Below are 20,692 nucleotides of genomic sequence, written 5' to 3'. Positions count from 1 at the left end.
CAGTGTAGCCAAACGCCACACTGATGTCCAGTCGCGGTTCTCAGAGACCCACGTTGCTCTCAACAGCTGTTCTCAACACCTATGAATAGCCCTCGCGCGAGTGTGCGCTCTTCTTTACTGCCCTCTTCGCTCTCGATCCATGCCTCGGATGCGGATCGAGATGACGACGCGTCCTGAGAATTGCGCGCCGCGTGCGGTTCGTCAAGGCCCCGAAGGGTCCGGCGGACGCCCGGCGATCTTCACCTGCGCCGGAAGGACGCCGGTTGACGCCTCGCGGCGCCCCCGGAGGAACGCACGGCGAAGATCACCCTACTCGCCGCGCACGGAAGATCAAGGCAGCCTCCGGGGCCACGCCAAAGGGCGACCACCCGGATGGGTGATCGCCCTTTGCGATGTGACATCTCCGCCTTGCGGCAGGGACGGTCCTGGGGAGTCAGAGGACTCGCAGGGTCACTTGACCTCGACGGAAGCGCCGGCGGCCTTGAGGGACTCGGCAGCCTTGTCAGCGGCCTCCTTGGCGACCTTCTCGAGGACCGGCTTCGGGGTGCCGTCGACGAGGTCCTTGGCCTCCTTCAGACCCAGCGAGGTCAGCTCACGCACGACCTTGATGACCTGGATCTTCTTCTCGCCGGCACCCGTGAGGATGACGTCGAACTCGTCCTGCTCGGCCTCGGCCTCGGCCGGGGCGCCCGGGCCCGCGGGACCGGCGACGGCGACCGCGGCGGCGGCGGTGACGTCGAACTTCTCCTCGAAGGCCTTAACGAACTCGGAGAGCTCGATGAGGGTGAGCTCCTCGAACTGAGCGAGCAGGTCTTCCTGGCTGAGCTTCGCCATGATGGCGTCCTTCCACTAATTCGGCAGGGGGTGCCGGATGTATATGTAGGCGGGCGTACGGGCCCGCTGCGAGCCGTGAGGGCGGAGGGTTACTCCGCCACCTCGGCCTCGGCGGGAGCCGACGTGTCGGCACCGCCCTGCTCGGCCTTCTTGGCGCGAAGCGCTTCCGCGGTGCGGACGAACTTCGACGGCAGAGCCTGGAAGAGCTGCGCAGCCTGAGTCTGCTTGCCCTTCATGGCGCCGGCCAGCTTGGCGAGCAGAACCTCGCGGGACTCGAGGTCCGCGAGCTTCTTGAACTCATCGGCGGACAGCGCCTTACCGTCAAGGACACCGCCCTTGATGATGAGGTTGGGGTTGTCCTTGGCGAAGTCACGAAGACCCTTCGCCGACTCCACCGGGTCACCGGTGACGAAGGCAACCGCCGTCGGACCCGAGAACAGGTCGTCCAGCGTGTCGATCCCGGCCTCGTTGGCCGCAATCTTGGTCAGCGTGTTCTTCACCACGGCGTACTGGGCGTTCTCACCGAGCGAACGGCGCAGCTCCTTGAGCTGTGCCACGGTGAGACCCCGGTACTCGGTCAGCACGGCGGCGTTCGAGCTGCGGAACTGGTCCGTCAGCTCGGCTACCGCGGCAGCCTTGTCGGGCCTTGCCATGAGCGTCGGCCTCCTTCCGGGTGATGAGGACCGCTCAGAAGGGGCCGGTAAAAACAAAACGCCCCGGCGCAGGCGCCAGGGCGTAGCTCGACCGAACGGGATTCGGGAGCTTTCCACAGTCACCTGCGCAGGTCGCCCGTTCTTGACGGATCCTTCGGTCACCGTTTCCTCTTACGAGGACGCGGCGACGACCAGCGGTCTTTGGCTTCTTGGTGAGACTACGCGACGGGGGCCGTTCGGAGCAAATCCGTCCCGGTTCGACCCGTGCGAGAGGTTTAAGGGCCTCTCGCACGGCTCAGGACGCCCCTCGCACGAGGACGGGCCCCGCAGCCTCCGAGGAGGCTGCGGGGCCCGTCCCATGCCGTGACGCGGCTACCGGCTGAGCACGGGGGCTCAGACGGCGGCCGGGTCCTCCTCGACGAGGAGGTTGCGCACGCGGTTGGCGTCCAGCGGGATGCCGGGGCCCATCGTCGTGCTCATGGTCGCCTTCTTGATGAAGCGACCCTTCGCGGCGGACGGCTTCAGACGGAGGATCTCCTCCAGCGCCGCGCCGTAGTTCTCGACCAGCTTCGTGTCATCGAAAGAGGTCTTTCCGATGATGAAGTGCAGGTTCGAGTGCTTGTCGACGCGGAACTCGATCTTTCCGCCCTTGATGTCGTTGACAGCCTTGACGACATCCGGGGTGACGGTGCCGGTCTTCGGGTTCGGCATCAGACCACGCGGACCGAGCACGCGGCCCAGGCGGCCGACCTTGCCCATGAGGTCCGGCGTGGCGACGACGGCGTCGAAGTCCAGACGGCCCTTCGCCACCTCGTCGATGAGCTCGTCGGCGCCGACGATGTCGGCGCCCGCGGCTTCCGCGGCCGCAGCACGGTCACCGGTCGCGAAGACCAGGACCCGGGCGGTCTTGCCGGTGCCGTGCGGGAGGTTCACGGTGCCACGGACCATCTGGTCGGCCTTGCGAGGGTCAACACCCAGGCAGAACGCGACCTCGACGGTGCCGTCGAACTTGGTGGCGGCGGTGTCCTTGGCGAGACGGACGGCCTCGAGCGGGGCGTACGTACGCTCCCGGTCGATCTTCGCGTCCGCAGCGCGGAGGTTCTTGCTGCGCTTCACATCTACTCCTGTGGTTTTCAGAGTGTGGAGTCGTGGTGCGGACCAGCGCTTGGTCCTACCACTGTGGGGCTACGGGGCTGACTCAGCCTTCGACCGTGATGCCCATGGAACGGGCGGTGCCAGCGATGATCTTCGACGCGGCGTCGAGGTCGTTGGCGTTCAGGTCGGGAAGCTTGGTCGTGGCGATCTCGCGGACCTGGTCGGCCGTGAGCTTGGCGACCTTGGTCTTGTGCGGCTCGCCGGAGCCCTTGTCCACACCCGCGGCCTTGAGGATCAGCTTGGCGGCCGGCGGAGTCTTCGTGATGAAGGTGAAGGAGCGGTCCTCGTAGACCGTGATCTCCACCGGCACGACCATGCCACGCTGCGACTCGGTCGCGGCGTTGTAGGCCTTGCAGAACTCCATGATGTTGACGCCGTGCTGGCCCAGTGCGGGACCGACCGGCGGCGCCGGGTTGGCCGCACCGGCGTTGATCTGGAGCTTGATAAGCCCCGTGACCTTCTTCTTCTTGGGAGGCATTGCTCTCTCCGGGTCCTAGTGAGAGTGTTTCGCCGCCATTCCGGTCATCCGGATGGAGGCATACCGCACAACGATAACGGGTATAGCTGCGCGACCAAAAACCGAGCAGGTCAGACCGGCTGCGAAGCCTGTCTGACCTGCTCGGTAGGCATGTGTCCAGAGACGGGCCGAAAGGCCGTCAGTTCTTCTGGATCTGGTCGAAGCTGAGCTCGACCGGGGTCTCGCGACCGAAGATCTCGACGAGGCCCTTGACCTTCTTCGAGTCGGCGTTGATCTCGTTGATCGTCGCCTGCAGGGTCGCGAACGGGCCGTCGGTGACGGTGACCGAGTCGCCCACCTCGAAGTCCAGGACCTGCACCTCGACCTTGCGGGCCGGAGCCGGCTTGCCCTCGGCCTCGGCCGCCTCGCGGGCCGCCTTCTCCTCGGCCTCGGGGGCGAGCATCTTGACGATCTCGTCCAGGGTCAGCGGATACGGGTCGTAGGCGTTGCCCACGAAGCCGGTGACGCCGGGCGTGTTGCGGACAACACCCCAGGACTCGTTCGTCAGGTCCATGCGCACCAGGACGTATCCCGGGAGCTTGTTCTGACGGACGTTCTTCCGCTCACCGTTCTTGATCTGGACGATCTCTTCCTCGGGCACCTCGGCCTGGTAGATGAAGTCCTCGACGTTGAGCGAGACGGCGCGCTGCTCCAGGTTGGCCTTCACGCGCTTCTCGTAACCGGCGTACGTGTGGATGACGTACCACTCGCCGGGAAGTCCGCGGAGCTCTTCGCGCAGGGCGGCGACGGCGTCGACGGGGGCGGCCGGCTCGGCTTCCTCGACTGCCTCTTCGTCGGCGTCGGACTCGTCCGCGGCCTCGTCGTCCTCGACGGACTCTTCGTCCTCGACGGACTCGACGGACTCTTCGTCCTCGACGGACTCGGCGGCCTCTTCGTCCTCGTCGGACTCGACACGCACGGCATCCTGCTCGGCGGGCTCGCCCGCGGCGGCGTCAGCAGCGTCGACCTGGTCCGGGGCCACGGCATCCGCCGCCTCGACGATGTCGAGCTCGTCCTCGGCGGACTCGACGGCGCTCGCCGTGGGCTCGGCGTCGTCGTTCAGGTTCGGGTCAGACACGATGGCTGCTTCTTCCTGGATACAAATGGGTGGAACATGCGAAAGGGGCGCCGATGAGGCGCCCTCCGCGGGGATCAGCCGAAGACGTACTTGATGACCCGCGCAAATCCGAAGTCAATCACGGTGACGAGACCGATCATGACGACCACGAACACGATCACCACGGCCGTGTACGTCGACAGCTGGCTGCGCGTCGGCCATACGACCTTGCGGAGCTCGGCGACGATCTGGCGGTAGAACAGCGCGAGACGGCCCAGAGGGCCCTTCTTGCCGCGCTTGCCGCCCTTCCGAGTCTTCTTCTTCGACTCGGGGGCTTCGTCCTCGGCATCAGGCATGTCGATGGAGCCCACGGCGTCCGTCACGCTACTCACCTGATTCCGGGTCGTGGCCGTGCCGCGCCCGGTGGAGCCGCACGGCGGTGCATTGAAGTACGTACATGCGCACACATCCTGGCGAAGGAGTGTGTAGCAGGGCCGGAGGGACTTGAACCCCCAACCGCTGGTTTTGGAGACCAGTGCTCTACCAATTGAGCTACGACCCTTTGTGGTTTCCACCAACCTACCGCATCTTCCCCGGTGGGCCGGTTGGGAAAACGGTGTGGCTGATGAAGGCCAACGACAGGTGAGTGTACGTGCTCAGGGGCGCCGCGTCGAACAGACAACAACCGACCGGTCCTGTCCGGATGCTGTCCGAGTCCTGTCCGGTCCCTGAAACCCCTGTGCCGAGGGGTTTTCCGGTCTGCGAGCATGGGGGGCATGAGCGCTGCAACTTCTCCGTCCGAGCGCCGGGTTTCGGCCCGCATCGGTGCGATCTCCGAGTCCGCCACCCTCGCCGTCGACGCCAAGGCCAAGGCCCTCAAGGCCGCCGGGCGTCCGGTGATCGGCTTCGGCGCCGGCGAGCCCGACTTCCCGACCCCCGGTTACATCGTGGACGCCGCCATCGAGGCGTGCCGAAACCCGAAGTACCACCGCTACACCCCGGCGGGCGGGCTCCCCGAGCTCAAGGCCGCCATCGTGGCGAAGACGCTGCGCGACTCCGGCTACGAGGTCGACGCCTCCCAGGTCCTGGTGACCAACGGCGGCAAGCAGGCCATCTACGAGGCCTTCGCCGCGATCCTCGACCCGGGCGACGAGGTCATCGTCCCCGCGCCGTACTGGACGACCTACCCCGAGTCCATCCGTCTCGCCGGCGGTGTCCCGGTCGAGGTCGTGGCCGACGAGACCACCGGCTACCGGGTCTCGGTCGAGCAGCTCGAGGCCGCGCGCACCGAGCGCACGAAGGTCGTCCTGTTCGTGTCCCCGTCCAACCCGACGGGCGCGGTCTACAGCGAGGCCGAGACCGAGGCGATCGGCCGCTGGGCCGTCGAGCACGGCCTCTGGGTGATGACGGACGAGATCTACGAGCACCTGGTCTACGGGGGCGCGGCCGCCGCCTCGCTCCCCGCGGTCGTGCCCGAGCTGCGCGACAAGTGCATCGTGGTCAACGGTGTCGCCAAGACCTACGCCATGACCGGCTGGCGGGTGGGCTGGATCATCGGCCCGAAGGACATCGTGAAGGCCGCGACCAACCTGCAGTCGCACGCCACGTCCAACGTCAACAACGTCGCTCAGGCCGCCGCGCTCGCCGCGCTCTCGGGTCCGCTGGACGCGGTCGCCGAGATGGGCTCCGCCTTCGACCGCCGCCGTAAGACGATCGTGCGCATGCTCAACGAGATCGACGGCGTGCTCTGCCCCGAGCCCGAGGGCGCGTTCTACGTGTACCCGTCGGTGAAGGGCCTGCTCGGCAAGGAGATCCGCGGCAAGCGCCCCGCGGACTCCGTCGAGCTCGCGGCCCTCATCCTGGACGAGGCCGAGGTGGCCGTGGTGCCGGGCGAGGCGTTCGGTACGCCCGGTTACCTGCGGCTCTCCTACGCGCTGGGCGACGACGACCTCGTCGAGGGCGTCTCCCGGCTCCAGAAGCTGCTGGGCGAGGCCCGCGACTGACGCGGGAAACCCACCTGAGCGGTGTGGCCCCCGGCTCCGGCCGGGGGCCACTTTCTTGTTCGACGGGTAACTCACATGGGGATCCGGCTACCGCCGCGCCCCTCGGGTGCGGCAAGATCGATCGATGGAGCGTGACGTACGGCTGTTGCCCAAGGCCCACCTGCACCTGCACTTCACCGGGTCGATGCGGCCCACGACCCTGCTCGAACTCGCGGACAAGTACGGCGTGCATCTGCCCGATGCCCTGACCGGCGGTGAGCCGCCCCAGCTGCGGGCCACCGACGAGCGCGGCTGGTTCCGTTTCCAGCGCCTGTACGACATCGCCCGGTCCTGCCTCCGCTCTGCGGAGGACATCCAGCGGCTCGTGCGTGAGACCGCCATGGAGGACGTCGCGGACGGCTCCGGGTGGCTCGAGATCCAGGTCGACCCGACCTCGTACGCCCCGCTGCTCGGAGGGCTCATCCCGGCGATCGAGATCATCCTGGACGCCGTGGACCGTGCGGCCCGCGAGACCGGGCTCGGAATCCGGGTGGTGATCGCGGCGAACCGGATGAAGCATCCGCTGGACGCCCGGACGCTGGCCCGGCTCGCGGTGCGCTACGCGGACCGGGGTGTCATCGGCTTCGGGCTCTCCAACGACGAACGCCGCGGGATGGCCCGCGACTTCGACCGCGCCTTCGCCATCGCCCGGGAGGGCGGACTGATCGCGGCCCCGCACGGCGGCGAGCTGTCGGGCCCGTCCAGCGTCCGGGACTGCCTGGACGACCTCGACGCGGCCCGGGTCGGGCACGGCGTGCGGGCGGCCGAGGATCCGAGGCTGTTGCGCAAGCTCGCGGAGCGGGGGGTGACCTGCGAGGTCTGCCCCGCGTCCAATGTGGCGCTCGGCGTCTACGAGAAGCCCGCCGACGTACCCCTGCGCACTCTGTTCGAGGCCGGGGTACCGATGGCGCTCGGCGCGGACGATCCGCTGCTCTTCGGTTCCCGGCTGGCCGCGCAGTACGACCTCGTACGCCGTCATCACGCGTTCACCGACGAGGAGCTGGCCGAGCTGGCGCGGCAGTCCGTGCGGGGGTCCGTCGCACCCGTCGAGGTGCGGGAGAAGCTGCTGGACGGGATCGACGCGTGGCTGGCTAGCTGATGCCGCCCAGCAGGGTGCGGGCGAGGGACGTGGCGAAGTCGTCCAGCGACTGGGGGGCGCCGGCCGTCTCGTAGGCGAAGGCGCGCTGGGCGCAGGCGCCCAGCAGGAGCGAGGCCGCCGCGTACGTGTCGGCTCCGGGAACGACGCGGCCCGCCCGCTGTTCGGCGCGGAGATAGGCGTCGAGGCCCTGGATCGGCTTGTGCGGGCCGGTGCCCATCTCGCGCATCGCCGCTTCGTGACGCTGCTTGAGCCGGGGCTCGGCGTACAGCGACGCGAGGACCGGGAAGGTCTGCTCGTAGAAGAGCGCGGCCTGGCGGGCGACCTCGGTGAGGTTCTGTTCCAGATCCCCTTCACCCGCCTCCAGGTCGCCCAGGAGCGGGCCGAGCCTCGGCATGCGTTCGCCGAGCACGGTCACGAAGAGCTCTTCCTTGCTGGCGAAGTACTTGTACAGCGCCGCCTCGGAGCAGCCGGCCGCCTTGGCGATCTCCTTCGTCGTCGTCCGCGCGAGACCGATGCCCAGCATGAGTTCATGAGCCGCGTCGACGATGCGGACGCGGGCCGGCTTCTGCTCCATGAATGCTCCAGCAAGGCTTGACGAAGGGGTGAGCGTCCACTCACCCTATGGGTAAGTGAATACTCACCCACTCAGGAGGGCGGCGCGATGAGGCTCACAGTGTTCGGGGCGACGGGGGCAGTCGGCCAGGAGGTCGTGCGGCAGGCGCTGGCGGCGGGGCACGAGGTGACGGCGGTGGTCCGTGATCCCGCCCGGCTCCCGGACGGGCTCGGTGGCGCCGCCCTGCACGCGGTCGTGCCGCTGGGCGACGGGGCGGCGGTGCGTGAGGCGGTCGCGGGGCGGGACGCCGTGCTCTCCGGACTCGGGGCCCGGGGCCGGAAGGCCGGTGACGTCGCGGAGCGGCTCACCGGGCAGGTGCTGGAGGCGATGGGGGCCGAGGGGGTACGGCGGCTGCTGGTCGTGAGCGCGGCCCCGGTCGGCCCGGAGCCGGCGGACGACCCGATGCTGGACCGGGCGGTCCGCAGAGTGATCGGCGTGGTCCTCAAGGAGGTGTACGCGGATCTGACGCGTATGGAGGCCGCGCTGGCCGCGAGCGCGACGGACTGGACGTCGGTGCGGCCGCCGAAGCTGACGAACGGCCCGCTGACGGGGGCGTACCGGACGGTCGTGGGCGGCACCCCGCGGAGCGGCCGGTCCATCGCGCGGGCCGATGTGGCCCACGCGATGCTGGCGCTGATCGACGACCCGGCCGCCCTGAAGCAGGGCGTGGGGGTCGCCTACTGAGCCTGCCGCCCCCAGGGCCTCTCGTTCGGATCAGGCTGGGCTCGCGTGCTCCCTGATCCAGCCTGATCCGAACGAAAGACCCGAGCCGGGCTACAGGCTGACGCCCACCGTCACCGGCTCGTTGACGAGCGTGACCCCGAAGGCCTCGTGCACCCCGGCGACGACCTCGCGGGCCAGGGCCAGCAGGTCCTCGGTGGTCGCGCCGCCCCGGTTGGTGAGGGCGAGCGTGTGCTTGGTGGAGATGCGGGCGGGGCCCGTGCCGTAGCCCTTGGTGAAGCCGGCCTTGTCGATGAGCCAGGCTGCCGAGGTCTTCACCCGTCCGTCGCCCGTGGGGAAGGCAGGGGGCGTGATGTCCGCGCCCAGGCGCTCGCCGGCGCGGGCGAGGAAGAGCGCGTGCTCCGCCTCGTCGAGGATCGGGTTGGTGAAGAAGGACCCGGCCGACCAGGTGTCGTGGTCCTCCGGGTCGAGCACCATCCCCTTGCCCGCCCTCAGCCGGAGGACGGTTTCGCGGGCGGAGGCGGCGGGAACGCGATCACCCTGTTCGACGCCCATGGCCCTGGCCGTCTCGGGGTAGAGGAGGGGCGCCGACTGTCCGCCCGCGTCCTCGAGACCGAACCGGACCCGCAGCACGACGAAACGGTCGGGCTCGGCCTTGAAGCGGCTGTGGCGGTACGAGAACGCGCACGCCTCGTTCGGGAGGGTGACCGTCTCCCGGGCGTGCCGGTCGTAGGCGACGACCTCGGTGATGACCGAGGACACCTCCTGCCCGTAGGCGCCGACGTTCTGGATCGGTGTGGCCCCGGCGGACCCGGGGATGCCGGCGAGGCATTCGATCCCGGCCAGCCCCGCCTCGACCGTACGGGCCACGGCGTCGGTCCAGACCTCGCCTGCGGCCAGTTCGAGCGCCGTACCGGAGAGGTCGAAGCCCTTGGTCGCGATGCGCAGGGCCGTCCCGTCGAAGCCCTTGTCGCCGATGACCAGGTTGGAACCGCCGCCGACGACCAGGAGCGGGGTGCCGCTGTCGTCGGCCTCGCGTACGGCGGCGATCACCTCCGCGTCGGTGGTGGCCGTCAGGAGGCGGTTGGCCGGGCCGCCGAGCCGGAAGGTGGTCAGGGGGGCGAGGGGGGCGTCGTGGAGTTCCTGCACGGGGACAAGAGTACGGTCCACGTCCCTGGAGCGGGCCATGGACCGTACGGACGGGGACGGTGGGTCAGGCGGCGACGGACACACGCTCCTCGGAGGCTTCGGGCGCCGGGCCGGTCACCCGCCCGCGGCGCGGGATGAGGAGGGCCGTGAGCGCGGCGAGGGCCACCACGCCGGCACCGATCCATACGGCCGGTACGGTCCCGTCGGAGAAGGCCTGCGGGGAGCCGTATCCGCCCTGGGCGGAGAAGACCGCGGCCAGTACGGCGACCCCGAGGGCACCGCCGACCTCGCGCAAGGCGTTGTTGGCCCCGGAGGCGATGCCCTGCTCCCCCGGCCTGACGCTGGACATCACGAGGCTGGCGGCCGGCGCGAAGTACAGGGCCATGCCGATGCCGCCGACGATCAGACCGGGCAGCTGGGCCGAGTAGGAGACGTCCGGTTCCAGGACCGCCGCGAAGAGGCCGAGACCCACCGCCTGGAGGGCGAGCCCGGTCACCACCACGGGGCGGCCGCCGAGCCGGTCGGCCAGATATCCGGCGACGGGCGCCACGAGCATCGGCATTCCGGTCCACGGCAGCATCCGCAGGCCCGCCTCGGTCGGCGAGTAGCCCAGCGCGTTCTGGAGGAACTGGCTGAGCAGGAAGATCGAGCCGAACATGCCCAGGAACATCAGCAGGCTCGCCATGTTGATGCCGAAGAAGGCCCGGTCACGGAAGAGCCGCATGGGCAGGACGGGGTTCTTCGCGCGGAACCCGTGACGGACGAAGACACCCAGGAGGAGCGTCCCCGCGATCAGCCCGGTCAGCACGAGCGGGTCGGTCCAGCCGTCGCTCGTGCTGCTGACGAGCGCGTAGACGATGCCGAAGAGGCCTCCGCTGACCAGGACGGTGCCGGGCACGTCGAGCCGCGCCTCGGGGGCGTGGGACTCGGCCAGCCGCAGTCGTGCCAGGGGCAGCAGGATCAGGCCGACCGGGACGTTGAGCCAGAAGATCCACTGCCAGGAGACGTGTTCGGTGAGGCTCCCGCCGATCAGGGGGCCGCTGGCGACCGCGAGTCCGGTGACCGCGCCGAAGAATCCGAGCGCCATGCCGCGCCTGGCGGGCGGGACCGCGGCGGTGAGCAGAGTGAGGGTGAGCGGCATCATGACCGCGGCCCCGACGCCCTGGACGGCCCGGAAGGCGATGAGTTCGTCGATCCCCGGTGAGAGGGCGGCGGCCGCGGAGGCGGCGGTGAAGACCGTGAGGCCGGCGAGGAAGAGCCGGCGCCTGCCGAAGCGGTCACCGAGTGCGGCACCCGTCATCAGCAGCACCGCGAAGGTGAGCGTGTAGGCGTTCACCGTCCACTCGAGCTCCTCCAGCCGGCCGCCGAGGCTTTCGCGGATGGACGGCAGTGCGGTGGTGACGACGAGGTTGTCGAGTGCCGCCATGAATCCGGCGACGCTCGTGATGACGAGGGCCCAGACGGCTCCCCCGCGGCTGGATGCTTGCTGCTTCACTGCTACCCCCCAAGGGTTAGTTATCAATGACTAACTTAAGCGGACAGAAGAACGGGCGGACCGCCGAAGGCTCTCGGCACCCCCGGACGGAGCCGCCCCGCCGACGGGCGGTCCCGGCGGGTGGCGCCGCCCGGTCAGCTGGGCCTGGTCGCGAGATGGAAGCCGGACCACACGCGATGACCGGCCGGAAAGCCCATCGAGGCCAGCGTGTTGATGAGCATGCCGTAGGCCAGGAACGACGTGGTCTCGTCCTGGTCCGCCCCCAGCAGGAGGTGGATCTCGTCCCACATCGCCACCCAGCCGAGCCGCAGGCGCTCACCGAACTCGTGATCACCCGCCGCCTCGGCCGCCGCGACAGCCGCGTACATCTGCATCTGCATGAGCAGCTTGTCGGGGTCGTCCACGATCAGCCGCTGATACGCCCGGGCCAGGGCCTGTGACAGCTCCTCGCCCTCCAGCCCTTCGGCCGCCTTCATGAACACCTCCCGGGTGTCCGCGAGGCACCGCTCGGACGCGGCGAGGAAGATGGCCTGCTTGCCGGGGAAGAGCCGGAACAGATACGGCTGCGAGACGCCGACCCGCTTGGCGATCGCCTCCGTCGAGGTGCCGTTGTACCCGCTGCGGGCGAACTCGGCGACAGCCGCCCGCACGACGCTCTCCCGCCTGTCCTCTGCGCTCATCCTTGCCATGGCAGTAAGTTATTGGCCACTTACTAACTTGTCAAGGGCGGCACCCGCACGGAAACCGACAGCGGAGGGGCGCCGCGTGGGCACCCCTCCGCTGTGTGGCTGTGCCGCTCAGGGGAGGCGGACGACGGCGCGGGACATACCCAGCACCTTCTTGCCGTCGCTCATGGCGATCAGGTCGACCCGGACGGTGTTGTCGTCCAGCTTCGCGGCGACCTTGCCGCTGACCTCGATCAGCGCCCCGGTGTCGTCGTTCGGGACGACGACCGGCTTGGTGAACCGCACGCCGTACTCGACGACCGCGCCCGGGTCACCGGCCCAGTCCGTGACGACCCTGATCGCTTCGGCCATGGTGAACATGCCGTGCGCGATCACGTCCGGCAGACCGACCTCGCGCGCGAACTTCTCGTTCCAGTGGATCGGGTTGAAGTCGCCGGAGGCGCCCGCGTACTGCACCAGCGTGGCCCGGGTCACCGGGAACGACTGCGCCGGCAGCTCCGTACCGACCTCGACCGCCTCGTAGGCGATGCTCGCCGTCATCACGCCTCCTCGGCGGCGCGCGCCACCAGCTTGGTCCATGCGGTCACCACGTGCTCACCGGACTCGTCGTGCACCTCACCGCGGACGTCCACGATGTCGTTGCCCGCCATCGTCTTGATGGCCTCGATCGTCGAGGTGACCGTGAGCCGGTCCCCCGCCCGCACGGGACGCACGTAGGCGAACTTCTGGTCACCGTGCACCACGCGGCTGTAGTCCAGGCCCAGCTGCGGGTCCCGCACCACCTGGCCCGCGGCCTTGAAGGTGATGGAGAAGACGAACGTGGGCGGGGCGATCACATCCGAATACCCCAAGGCCTTGGCGGCCTCCGGGTCCACATACGCGGGATTGGTGTCACCCACCGCCTCCGCGAACTCCCGGATCTTCTCCCGGCCGACCTCGTACGCCGGGGTGGGCGGATAGGTCCGCCCCACGAAGGACTGGTCGAGCGCCATGAGCCCGGTACCTCCTGGTGAAAGTCGAATGGGGCGTTGACCACCCGAGTCATCAAGATAAACGACACGAGGCCGCCCCCAGTGGGGACGGCCTCGTGTACGAGCCTGTTTCAGCGCGTTTCGCGGTGCGCGGTGTGCGAGTTGCAGCGCGGGCAGTGCTTCTTCATCTCAAGACGGTCCGGGTTGTTACGCCGGTTCTTCTTGGTGATGTAGTTCCGCTCCTTGCACTCCACGCAGGCCAGCGTGATCTTCGGGCGGACGTCGGTGGCAGCCACGTGAGTGCTCCTTGGACGGACGGATGGACGGATGAACGCATAAAAGAGTAGCCGATCGAAGGACCGACCCCACAATCGGCTACCGTTAGTAGCGGTGACCGGACTTGAACCGGTGACACAGCGATTATGAGCCGCTTGCTCTACCGACTGAGCTACACCGCTTTGATGACGAGCTCCCCCGCCGAAGCGGGGTCACCCGGTCACCAGAGCCCCAATGCGGAATCGAACCGCAGACCTTCTCCTTACCATGGAGACGCTCTACCGACTGAGCTATTGGGGCGAGCGAGGAAGACATTACACGCTCTGTCGCCGATCGCCCAAATCCGTTTCCGCGACCCGCACCGGCCCCCCTCCCGCTCCCGGACGACCCCGGTGGCAGCCCTCCTGATCAGGCCCTTGATCAGGACGTACGCCACCTCCACGGGCAGACTCACAAGCCCTTGCGGCGCCGCTCCCACCGCCCGCCCCGCAAGGCCACATTCGTACGACTAATTCGCTCCTCCTCGGAGTGCACCGGGCCCCGGCCTAGGCTCGGCGCACTCTGCGTGATCTTGCGTTTCGTCCAGGCCTTCCAGGAGCGGTGCGATGCCCGAAAGTCCCGGCGAGGCGCCCGGGCTCCTCCTCAGCGGGGCACGGCTCACGGACGGGCGTTCCGTCGACGTGAGGATCGGCGGGCAGCGCATCGAGGCCGTAGGGACGGCGGGCAGCCTCACCACTCCGGGGATCCGCCTGGACCTGCGCGGATACCTCCTGCTGCCCGCCCCCGCGGAGCCCCACGCCCACCCCGGCACGGCGCTCACCGCCACCACGGGGGGCTCGCCGTCCCACCGCCCCGAGGACGTCCGGCGCCGTGCCACCGAGGCCGCGCTGCTCCAGCTCAGCCACGGGGCCACCGCGCTGCGCGCCCATGTGCGCGTCGGCGGCGTACAGGAGCTCGGCCTGCTGGAGGGCGTGCTGGCGGCCCGCCGTTCCCTGCGGGGCCTCACCGACCTGACCGCCGTCGCCGTGCCCCGGCTCCTCACGGGGGTGGCGGGCGCCGACGGTCTCGCCGTGCTCCGTGACGCGGTGGACATGGGCGCGGGCGTGATCGGCGGCTGCCCCGACCTCGACCCCGATCCGGCCGGTCACGCGGAAGCCGTCCTGGATCTCGCCGCAGCCCACGGGCTCCCCGTCGACCTGCACACGGACGGTGACGACCCGGGCCGGCTCGCCCGGCTGACCGCCATGGCCGGCGGGCTCCGCCCGGGCGTCTGCGTCGGACCCTGTGCGGGCCTCTCGCGGCTTCCCGGCGACGAGGCGGCCCGCGCCGCCGACCGGCTCGCCGCCGCGGCCGTGACCGTGGTCTGCCTCCCGCAGGGCGGCTGCTCCGAAGCCCGGCTCCGCGGCACCCCGCCCGTACGGCTGCTGCGGGACGCCGGGGTGCGGGTGGCCGCGGGCAGCGGAGCCCTGCGTGACGCCTCCAACCCCGTCGGCCGGGGCGACCCCCTGGAGGCGGCGTACCTGCTGGCCTCGCAGGAGGGCCTCCGCCCCGAACACGCCTACGACGCCGTCTCCGGCGACGCCAGAGCGGCCCTGGGCCTGCCCGGGGTGCGCGTCGAGGCCGGCTTCCCCGCCGAGCTGCTCGCCGTGCGCGGGGACGGGCTGGCCGGAGCGCTCTCCCTCGCGTACAGCAGGATCGTCGTGCACCGGGGGCGGGTGGTGGCGCGGACCAGTGCCGTACGTGAGTACCGCGACTCCGGGGCCGCCGCGTCGGCCCTCGACCTCCCCCGTCAGGGACGCACCGATTCCGGCCCCGGCGGCGGGCCTTGAGCACGAGCGCTCCCCGCGGCGTACGGTCGGAAGCATGCGCATTGTCATTGCAGGTGGACATGGTCAGATCGCGCTGCGGCTCGAGCGGCTGCTCGCCGCGCGCGGTGACGAAGCGGTGGGCGTCATCCGGAATCCGGAGCAGAGTGACGGCCTGAGGGCGGCAGGCGCCGAGCCCGTCGTCCTCGACCTCGAATCGGCGTCCGTCGAGGAGGCGGCGGAAGTCCTGCGGGGCGCGGACGCCGCGGTCTTCGCGGCCGGTGCCGGCCCGAGCAGCGGTTCGGCACGCAAGGACACGGTGGACCGGGGAGCGGCCGTGCTCTTCGCGGACGCGGCGGAACGGGCGGGGGTGCGGCGCTACGTCGTGGTGTCCTCCATGGGAGCCGACCCGGATCACCCCGGCGACGAGGTCTTCGACGTCTACCAGCGGGCCAAGGGCGAGGCGGACGCGTACGTACGTTCCCGGAGCGGCCTGGACTGGACGATCCTGCGCCCCGGCATGCTCACGAACGACGCCGGGACCGGCCAGGTCCTGCTCGCCGCCTCGACCGGCCGCGGCCCGATCCCCCGCGACGACGTGGCGGCGGTGCTGACGGAGCTGCTGGACACCCCCGCGACGGCGGGACTGACGCTGGAGCTGATCAGCGGGAGCAAGCCCGTCGCGGTCGCGGTGAAGGACGTCGCCGGGAACTGAGTGCGGGGGCCGCCGGGCCGGCTCACTCCCCCGCAGGTGTGGTTTTCCGCAGGTCCGCCTCCTGCGGAGAACCGCAGCGGAGCGGACGGCCATCCGCATACCGGCCGTTGAGCGGCGGTTTCTAACGTGGAGGGTGATCGGGGGTACACGCCCCGGGGTAATGACCCGCCGCCTTGGAGACTCATATGCATCTCACGTACTCGGCCTCGCCGCAGGAGCCCTCGGGTGGTATCGCCGGCTGGGCCACGGATCTCGTCGACACCATGGGCGGTCCCGGAGCCGGTCTGGCCATCGCGCTGGAGAACCTGTTCCCGCCGCTGCCGAGCGAAGTGATCCTGCCGCTGACCGGGTTCGCCGCCGGGCAGGGGGTCCTCAGCCTGGCCTCCGCGCTGTTCTGGACCACGCTCGGCTCGGTCGTGGGAGCCGTCGTCCTCTACTGGATCGGCGCGGCCTTCGGCCGGGAGCGCATGCACACCATCTGGGGGAAGCTCCCGCTGGTGAAGGCCTCCGATCTGGTGCGCACGGAGAAGTGGTTCGCGAAGCACGGCACCAAGGCGGTCTTCTTCGGCCGTATGGTGCCGATCTTCCGCAGCCTCATCTCCGTCCCCGCCGGTGTGGAGCGGATGCCGCTCCACGTCTTCGTCGCGCTGACCGCACTCGGCAGCCTGATCTGGAACTCCGTCCTGGTCATGGCCGGTTACTGGCTGGGCGACCGGTGGGAGACGGTGGAGACCTACGTCGGGTTCGCCTCCAAGGCCGTACTGGTCCTGGGGGTCGTGGCCGTCGCGACATACGTCGTCCGGAGGCTGCGCTCCACCGACCGGGCGCAGAGCCGCCGCAGTTCATGACCCACCCGGGGCATCCGCGGGCGGCGGCCCCGCCTCCGCGTCAGCCCGATCGATCTTGCTGCGCCCCCGCGGCCGCACTAGGCTCCGCCGTCGTGGGCGGTCGGACACTCTCCTGGTTGCGCCGGGGCCTGGGCACGATCCTCGGCTGCGTGACCGCCTCGGCCGGATTCCTCTACTTCCTCGTGGCCGGCACCGCTCTCGGCCCCTTCCTGCTGTGGCCGCTCACCCGGGCCCGCGCCCTCGGCGTCCTCATGGCGGGAGCCCTGCGACTGACGGGCGTGGAACGGGCGCGGAGGTCCTTCTTCTTCGACGACCGCTTCCCGGAGCACTACGAGGCGTCCGGCCAGAAGGTCCTCCGCTACCTCGCGGTACGCAGCTACACCGGCCTGTTGTGCGCCCTCGTGATCGGGCTGCTGGGTTTCGGTGTCGTCCTGGCAGGACTGTTGTCCAGGGGGGTGGTCCAGGGCTCGCTCGGGTGGGACGAACTGCTGGTGCAGGCAGTCCTCGGCGGGGTGCTGCTCTTCCTCGACCTCCAGGGGCTGCGCTCGCTCGTCGCCCTGGACTCCCGGCTCGCCCGCGAGTGCTTCGGCCCCTCCGAGCAGGAGCTGTTGCGCCGTCGCATCGACGAACTGTCCAGCAGCCGGGCGGCGGTCGTACAGGCGGTGGACGCCGAACGCCGGCGCATCGAGCGGGACATCCACGACGGGATCCAGCAGCGGCTGGTCGCCCTGGCCATGCTGCTCGGCCGGGCGCGCAGGGGGCGCGAGCCCGAGCAGGCGGAGGCCCTGCTGCTCCAGGCGCACCAGGAATCGAGGGACGTACTCGCGGAACTGCGCGAAGTGGCCTGGCGGGTCTATCCGTCGGCGCTCGACAGCCTGGGTCTCGAGGAGGCCCTGGGAGGGGTGTCCGAGCGGTGCTCCATACCCGTCCGTACCGTGTTCGACGTCAGCCGGCCTCTGCCACGGCCGGTGGAGACCGCCGCGTACTTCGTGGTGTCGGAGTGCGTGACCAACGCGGCCAAACACTCAGGTGCGACGGCGGTGTCCGTACGCGTCGTGCTGGGCGGGGGCGTGCTCACGGTGCGCACCCAGGACAACGGCAAGGGCGGCGCGGATCCTGCGGGCATGGGGCTGAGCGGCCTGCGCAGCAGGGTGGACGCGCTGGACGGCACCCTGCACATCGACAGCCCCGAGGGGGGACCCACCATGGTGATCGCGGAGCTTCCATGCGTCTGATGCTCGCCGAGGACTCGACGCTGCTGCGGGAGGGTCTGGTACGGCTCCTCGTCGAGGAGGGGCACGAGGTCCTGGCCTCGTTCGGGGACGCGGTGTCCCTGCTGAAGGAGATGGAGACGCGACGGCCGGACATCGTCGTCCTCGACATCCGGATGCCTCCGACACACACCACCGAGGGGCTGCGCGCGGCCCTGGAGATCCGCGAGCGATGGCCGGAAACGGGCGTGCTGGTGCTCTCCCAGCACATCGAACGCCACTACGCGGCCCAGTTGCTGGCCTCCAGCGCGGAACGCGTGGGGTATCTCCTCAAGGACCGGGTCGCGCAGGTCGACGAGTTCCTGGACGCGTTGGAGCGCATCCAGGCGGGTGGCGCCGCCCTCGATCCCGAGGTGGTCCGGCAGTTGGTCATCCGCTCCACGCACGGGGACCCGCTGGCCCGCCTCACGCCCCGCGAGCGCAGTGTGCTCGAACCCCTGGCCCAGGGGCTCACCAACACGGCGATCGCGAAGCAACTGCACATCTCCGTGAGTGCGGTGGAGAAGAACCTCAACGCGATCTTCGACAAGCTGGAGCTGTCGCACACCACCGGTCACAGCAGGCGGATCCTCGCTGTCCTGAGGTACCTGGAGTCCTAGGTGTATCGGCCCGCGAGGCGTTGCGGCTCGCCGGAACGTCCGCGGGCTACCGTCGGGCACATGAACGGTGGCCCGGACAGCCGAGGCTGGCTCCCCTGTTGTCTCAGCGGGGCGGTATTCGCCGTATGCATGGCGGGGACGACCCTGCCGACCCCGCTCTACAGCCTCTATCAGGACGAACTCGGGTTCTCCGAGATGACGGTGACGGTCGTCTACGCCGTGTACGCCTTCGGTGTGATCGGGGTGCTGCTGCTCGCCGGAAACGCCTCCGACGCGGTGGGCAGGCGACCTGTGCTGCTGTGGGGCCTGGGCTGCGCGGCGGCGAGCGCCGTCTGCTTCCTGTGCGCCACCGCCCTGGGCTGGCTCTTCGCGGGGCGGCTCCTGTCGGGCCTGTCGGCCGGGCTGTTCACCGGGGCGGCCACCGCGTACGTCATGGAGCTGGCGCCCGGCAAGGGTTCCCCCAGGGCCTCGTTCGTGGCGACGGCCGCCAACATGGGCGGTCTGGGCTGCGGCCCGCTGCTGGCCGGAATCCTCGCGCAGTACGCGCCCTGGCCGCTGTATCTGCCGTTCGTCGTACACCTGGTGCTGCTGGCCGTCTCTGCGGTTGTCCTGCTCGGCCTGAAGGAGACCGTGGGCGAGCGGCGCCCGCTGAGCACCGTCCGCCCGCAGCGCCCGGGGCTGCCGCCCGAGGTCCGGAAGGTCTTCAGGCCCGCGGCGCTCGCCTCCTTCGTGGGGTTCGCCCTGTTCGGCGTGTTCACCTCGGTCAGCCCCGCGTTCCTCTCCGAGTTCCTGGACGTGGACAACCACGCCGTGAGCGGTCTGATCGTCGCGCTGGCCTTCTTCGCCTCGGTCGCGGGCCAGTCGGCGGTCGGCAGGATCGGAGAACAGCGGTCACTGTCGCTGGGCTGCGCCGGCCTCCTGGGCGGACTGGCGCTGCTCGCGGCCGCACTCTGGTGGCAGCTGCTGCCCCTGATCGTGCTGAGCGCGCTCCTCGGCGGCGCAGGCCAGGGGCTGGCGTTCCGGGCGGCCCTGTCCCAGGTGGCGGCGGCGTCGCCCGCGGACAGCCGGGCGGCGGTGATCTCGACGCTGTTCGTGGTGGCGTACGCGGGCATCTCGCTGCCGGTGATCGGCGTGGGCATCCTCTCGGACCACATCGGGCTCCAGGACGCGGGGCTGGCCTTCATCGCGTGCATGGCCGTCCTGGTCACCTGCGCCGGCCTCTACCTCCTGCGGCGCCCCGCGGTGCAGAAGGCCTGAAGGCGGCTCGCCCGGCGCGTGACCACTGCTTCAGGAGTCCTGGGAAACCACCCGACTTGCGACAGGAGCCGCAAGTCAGGAGAAACACGCACCAAAAGGCTAGGGTCGGCGAGTGGACCGAACCGAGGAGAGCGCCGAAGGCGCAGGGCCGTTCACGACCCGGCTGACCTGGCACCTCAGCGACGGGGCCACCGCCGTATGGGAGTCACGACCGGCGCGCAAGCGCGGGCTGCTCACCGTGCGGGCCGTGAGTGAATCGGAACCCCTTTCACGAAGCGCGGACAGCGAATCGGTCGGCCGCCTCAGGCGGCTGAACACCATTGCCTCGGGTGCCTTCACGGTGGGTGGGGGCCTGTTCGCCGCCGGTGCCGCGGTGGCCCAGTTCGGCACCGGCGACGCGACGAGCGCCTGGATCTACTTCGCCGGCGGCCTGTTCTTCAACACGGGCGGTTACGCCTCGCTGCTCCAGGCGGTCAACGCTCCCCGCCGGGACAGCGGAATCGGTGCTCTTGCGGCAAAGCGCTGGAGATGGTGGAGCTACGAGCCCGGACGGATCGACTGGCTGAGCACCTTCCTGCTGTTCGTGGGAACGCTCGTGTTCGGCATCAACCTGCTCAGCTCCCTGCTGCAGGGGCTCTCCGTGCAGCAGGAGAACAGGCTGATCTGGGCTCCTGACCTGGTCGGATGCATCCTGTTCCTGGTCTCGGGGCACCTTGCTCTGGCAGAGGTCTGCCACGGCCGGCCGGGCATCCGCCCCCGCGATCTCGGCTGGTGGATCGTCGCGGTCAACCAACTCGGATCCGTGCTCTTCATGGGTTCGGCACTGGCCGACTTCACCCGTCCCGCCACGGGGAGCGTCCTGAACATCGACATCGCCAACTGGGGCACCCTCACGGGCGCGCTCTGCTTCTCCGTCGGAGGCGTACTCCAGTCCTTCGAACGCCCCTAGGATGCGCCGACCGTCCGGCG

At 69.9% G+C, this 20,692-nt stretch carries 23 protein-coding genes and 3 tRNA genes; 10 read left to right on the top strand and 16 right to left on the bottom strand.

Annotated features, from left to right (window positions below; genetic code table 11):
• Nucleotides 1–450: 450 nt before the first annotated feature.
• The 7 genes from rplL to OG379_RS23120 all read right to left on the bottom strand — a co-directional run bounded on the left by rplL (nucleotide 451) and on the right by OG379_RS23120 (nucleotide 4,778).
• Nucleotides 451–834 carry a 50S ribosomal protein L7/L12 gene (rplL, locus tag OG379_RS23150; protein WP_405664979.1) on the bottom strand — a complete coding sequence of 128 codons (384 nt, stop codon included), beginning with the start codon at nucleotides 832–834 and terminating at the stop codon, nucleotides 451–453.
• Between the two features lie 89 nt (nucleotides 835–923).
• Nucleotides 924–1,487, bottom strand: a complete 564-nt coding sequence (gene rplJ / locus OG379_RS23145) for a 50S ribosomal protein L10 (protein WP_099173858.1) — start codon at nucleotides 1,485–1,487, stop codon at nucleotides 924–926.
• A 393-nt stretch (nucleotides 1,488–1,880) separates the two neighbouring features.
• Nucleotides 1,881–2,603, bottom strand: coding sequence for a 50S ribosomal protein L1 (rplA, locus tag OG379_RS23140; RefSeq protein ID WP_014154604.1), 723 nt, complete (start codon nucleotides 2,601–2,603; stop codon nucleotides 1,881–1,883).
• Nucleotides 2,604–2,685: 82 nt separating this feature from the next.
• Nucleotides 2,686–3,120: a 50S ribosomal protein L11 gene (gene rplK, locus OG379_RS23135; protein ID WP_018550660.1), complete on the bottom strand. Its 435-nt coding sequence runs from the start codon at nucleotides 3,118–3,120 to the stop codon at nucleotides 2,686–2,688.
• 178 nt (nucleotides 3,121–3,298) lie between these two features.
• The gene (nusG, locus tag OG379_RS23130; RefSeq protein ID WP_405664978.1) at nucleotides 3,299–4,237 is read right to left on the bottom strand and encodes a transcription termination/antitermination protein NusG; all 939 of its coding nucleotides are present in this window, start codon (nucleotides 4,235–4,237) and stop codon (nucleotides 3,299–3,301) included.
• Between the two features lie 74 nt (nucleotides 4,238–4,311).
• Nucleotides 4,312–4,599 (bottom strand): preprotein translocase subunit SecE, encoded by a 288-nt coding sequence (gene secE, locus OG379_RS23125; RefSeq protein ID WP_031096325.1) that lies wholly within the window; start codon nucleotides 4,597–4,599, stop codon nucleotides 4,312–4,314.
• Nucleotides 4,600–4,705: 106 nt separating this feature from the next.
• Nucleotides 4,706–4,778: transfer RNA gene (locus tag OG379_RS23120), tRNA-Trp, on the bottom strand.
• A 214-nt stretch (nucleotides 4,779–4,992) separates the two neighbouring features.
• On the opposite strand from OG379_RS23120, the gene OG379_RS23115 reads away from it, so the two are divergent.
• Together OG379_RS23115 and OG379_RS23110 are read left to right on the top strand one after the other, a co-directional pair.
• Complete coding sequence (locus tag OG379_RS23115; protein WP_405664977.1) at nucleotides 4,993–6,219, top strand: pyridoxal phosphate-dependent aminotransferase; 1,227 nt, start codon at nucleotides 4,993–4,995, stop codon at nucleotides 6,217–6,219.
• Nucleotides 6,220–6,343: 124 nt separating this feature from the next.
• On the top strand, nucleotides 6,344–7,357 hold the full coding sequence (locus OG379_RS23110; protein ID WP_405664976.1) for an adenosine deaminase: 1,014 nt from the start codon (nucleotides 6,344–6,346) through the stop codon (nucleotides 7,355–7,357).
• On the opposite strand, the gene OG379_RS23105 is transcribed toward OG379_RS23110, so the two are convergent.
• The gene (locus OG379_RS23105) at nucleotides 7,350–7,931 is read right to left on the bottom strand and encodes a TetR/AcrR family transcriptional regulator (protein WP_405664975.1); all 582 of its coding nucleotides are present in this window, start codon (nucleotides 7,929–7,931) and stop codon (nucleotides 7,350–7,352) included. The two genes, OG379_RS23110 and OG379_RS23105, sit on opposite strands and share 8 nt — an antisense overlap.
• Nucleotides 7,932–8,018: 87 nt before the next feature.
• Here OG379_RS23105 and OG379_RS23100 point away from each other — a divergent pair, with 87 nt between their 5' ends.
• Nucleotides 8,019–8,654 (top strand): NAD(P)-dependent oxidoreductase, encoded by a 636-nt coding sequence (locus OG379_RS23100; protein WP_405664974.1) that lies wholly within the window; start codon nucleotides 8,019–8,021, stop codon nucleotides 8,652–8,654.
• A gap of 90 nt (nucleotides 8,655–8,744) precedes the next feature.
• Here OG379_RS23100 and OG379_RS23095 read toward each other — a convergent pair whose 3' ends face one another.
• The 8 genes from OG379_RS23095 to OG379_RS23060 all read right to left on the bottom strand — a co-directional run bounded on the left by OG379_RS23095 (nucleotide 8,745) and on the right by OG379_RS23060 (nucleotide 13,528).
• Nucleotides 8,745–9,800, bottom strand: a complete 1,056-nt coding sequence (locus OG379_RS23095; RefSeq protein WP_405664973.1) for a UDP-N-acetylmuramate dehydrogenase — start codon at nucleotides 9,798–9,800, stop codon at nucleotides 8,745–8,747.
• A 64-nt stretch (nucleotides 9,801–9,864) separates the two neighbouring features.
• A complete protein-coding gene (locus OG379_RS23090) occupies nucleotides 9,865–11,295 on the bottom strand; it encodes an MFS transporter (RefSeq protein WP_405664972.1) in 1,431 nt (476 codons plus the stop codon).
• 134 nt (nucleotides 11,296–11,429) lie between these two features.
• Complete coding sequence (locus OG379_RS23085; RefSeq protein ID WP_393765905.1) at nucleotides 11,430–11,975, bottom strand: TetR/AcrR family transcriptional regulator; 546 nt, start codon at nucleotides 11,973–11,975, stop codon at nucleotides 11,430–11,432.
• A 117-nt stretch (nucleotides 11,976–12,092) separates the two neighbouring features.
• Nucleotides 12,093–12,521, bottom strand: coding sequence for a MaoC family dehydratase (locus OG379_RS23080; RefSeq protein WP_405664971.1), 429 nt, complete (start codon nucleotides 12,519–12,521; stop codon nucleotides 12,093–12,095).
• Nucleotides 12,521–12,973 carry a MaoC family dehydratase N-terminal domain-containing protein gene (locus OG379_RS23075; protein ID WP_393765907.1) on the bottom strand — a complete coding sequence of 151 codons (453 nt, stop codon included), beginning with the start codon at nucleotides 12,971–12,973 and terminating at the stop codon, nucleotides 12,521–12,523. Before OG379_RS23075 ends, OG379_RS23080 begins: the two co-directional genes overlap by 1 nt.
• Before the next feature lie 110 nt (nucleotides 12,974–13,083).
• Nucleotides 13,084–13,248, bottom strand: a complete 165-nt coding sequence (rpmG, locus tag OG379_RS23070) for a 50S ribosomal protein L33 (protein ID WP_003956487.1) — start codon at nucleotides 13,246–13,248, stop codon at nucleotides 13,084–13,086.
• Between the two features lie 89 nt (nucleotides 13,249–13,337).
• Nucleotides 13,338–13,410: transfer RNA gene (locus OG379_RS23065), tRNA-Met, on the bottom strand.
• Between the two features lie 45 nt (nucleotides 13,411–13,455).
• A tRNA-Thr gene (locus OG379_RS23060) sits at nucleotides 13,456–13,528 on the bottom strand.
• Between the two features lie 305 nt (nucleotides 13,529–13,833).
• On the opposite strand from OG379_RS23060, the gene OG379_RS23055 reads away from it, so the two are divergent.
• From OG379_RS23055 to OG379_RS23025, 7 genes are all read left to right on the top strand, one after another.
• Nucleotides 13,834–15,057, top strand: a complete 1,224-nt coding sequence (locus tag OG379_RS23055; RefSeq protein ID WP_405664970.1) for an amidohydrolase family protein — start codon at nucleotides 13,834–13,836, stop codon at nucleotides 15,055–15,057.
• Nucleotides 15,058–15,091: 34 nt separating this feature from the next.
• Nucleotides 15,092–15,748, top strand: coding sequence for an SDR family oxidoreductase (locus OG379_RS23050; protein ID WP_405664969.1), 657 nt, complete (start codon nucleotides 15,092–15,094; stop codon nucleotides 15,746–15,748).
• Nucleotides 15,749–15,933: 185 nt separating this feature from the next.
• Entirely contained in the window at nucleotides 15,934–16,596 is a 663-nt protein-coding gene (locus OG379_RS23045) for a DedA family protein (RefSeq protein ID WP_405664968.1), read from the top strand.
• Nucleotides 16,597–16,688: 92 nt separating this feature from the next.
• The gene (locus OG379_RS23040) at nucleotides 16,689–17,831 is read left to right on the top strand and encodes a sensor histidine kinase (protein WP_405664967.1); all 1,143 of its coding nucleotides are present in this window, start codon (nucleotides 16,689–16,691) and stop codon (nucleotides 17,829–17,831) included.
• The gene (locus OG379_RS23035) at nucleotides 17,822–18,466 is read left to right on the top strand and encodes a response regulator transcription factor (RefSeq protein WP_362933757.1); all 645 of its coding nucleotides are present in this window, start codon (nucleotides 17,822–17,824) and stop codon (nucleotides 18,464–18,466) included. Before OG379_RS23040 ends, OG379_RS23035 begins: the two co-directional genes overlap by 10 nt.
• A gap of 60 nt (nucleotides 18,467–18,526) precedes the next feature.
• Complete coding sequence (locus OG379_RS23030; RefSeq protein WP_405664966.1) at nucleotides 18,527–19,723, top strand: MFS transporter; 1,197 nt, start codon at nucleotides 18,527–18,529, stop codon at nucleotides 19,721–19,723.
• A 112-nt stretch (nucleotides 19,724–19,835) separates the two neighbouring features.
• On the top strand, nucleotides 19,836–20,672 hold the full coding sequence (locus tag OG379_RS23025) for a hypothetical protein (protein WP_405664965.1): 837 nt from the start codon (nucleotides 19,836–19,838) through the stop codon (nucleotides 20,670–20,672).
• The last annotated feature ends 20 nt before the right edge of the window (nucleotides 20,673–20,692 follow it).

The organism is Streptomyces sp. NBC_01166 (assembly GCF_045039765.1).
Taxonomy (GTDB): domain Bacteria; phylum Actinomycetota; class Actinomycetes; order Streptomycetales; family Streptomycetaceae; genus Streptomyces.
This window is presented reverse-complemented; position numbering and strand designations above follow the sequence as displayed.

Excerpts from the sequence above, each read along its gene's own strand:
- rplK (WP_018550660.1), bottom strand. The coding sequence starts at position 3,120 with ATGCCTCCCAAGAAGAAGAAGGTCACGGGGCTTATCAAGCTCCAGATC.
- rplJ (WP_099173858.1), bottom strand. The coding sequence starts at position 1,487 with ATGGCAAGGCCCGACAAGGCTGCCGCGGTAGCCGAGCTGACGGACCAG.
- OG379_RS23030 (WP_405664966.1), top strand. The coding sequence starts at position 18,527 with ATGAACGGTGGCCCGGACAGCCGAGGCTGGCTCCCCTGTTGTCTCAGC.
- OG379_RS23075 (WP_393765907.1), bottom strand. The coding sequence starts at position 12,973 with ATGGCGCTCGACCAGTCCTTCGTGGGGCGGACCTATCCGCCCACCCCG.
- rplL (WP_405664979.1), bottom strand. The coding sequence starts at position 834 with ATGGCGAAGCTCAGCCAGGAAGACCTGCTCGCTCAGTTCGAGGAGCTC.
- OG379_RS23035 (WP_362933757.1), top strand. The coding sequence starts at position 17,822 with ATGCGTCTGATGCTCGCCGAGGACTCGACGCTGCTGCGGGAGGGTCTG.
- OG379_RS23085 (WP_393765905.1), bottom strand. The coding sequence starts at position 11,975 with ATGAGCGCAGAGGACAGGCGGGAGAGCGTCGTGCGGGCGGCTGTCGCC.
- OG379_RS23080 (WP_405664971.1), bottom strand. The coding sequence starts at position 12,521 with ATGACGGCGAGCATCGCCTACGAGGCGGTCGAGGTCGGTACGGAGCTG.
- OG379_RS23110 (WP_405664976.1), top strand. The coding sequence starts at position 6,344 with ATGGAGCGTGACGTACGGCTGTTGCCCAAGGCCCACCTGCACCTGCAC.
- OG379_RS23100 (WP_405664974.1), top strand. The coding sequence starts at position 8,019 with ATGAGGCTCACAGTGTTCGGGGCGACGGGGGCAGTCGGCCAGGAGGTC.
- OG379_RS23105 (WP_405664975.1), bottom strand. The coding sequence starts at position 7,931 with ATGGAGCAGAAGCCGGCCCGCGTCCGCATCGTCGACGCGGCTCATGAA.
- OG379_RS23055 (WP_405664970.1), top strand. The coding sequence starts at position 13,834 with ATGCCCGAAAGTCCCGGCGAGGCGCCCGGGCTCCTCCTCAGCGGGGCA.
- OG379_RS23045 (WP_405664968.1), top strand. The coding sequence starts at position 15,934 with ATGCATCTCACGTACTCGGCCTCGCCGCAGGAGCCCTCGGGTGGTATC.
- OG379_RS23050 (WP_405664969.1), top strand. The coding sequence starts at position 15,092 with ATGCGCATTGTCATTGCAGGTGGACATGGTCAGATCGCGCTGCGGCTC.
- OG379_RS23115 (WP_405664977.1), top strand. The coding sequence starts at position 4,993 with ATGAGCGCTGCAACTTCTCCGTCCGAGCGCCGGGTTTCGGCCCGCATC.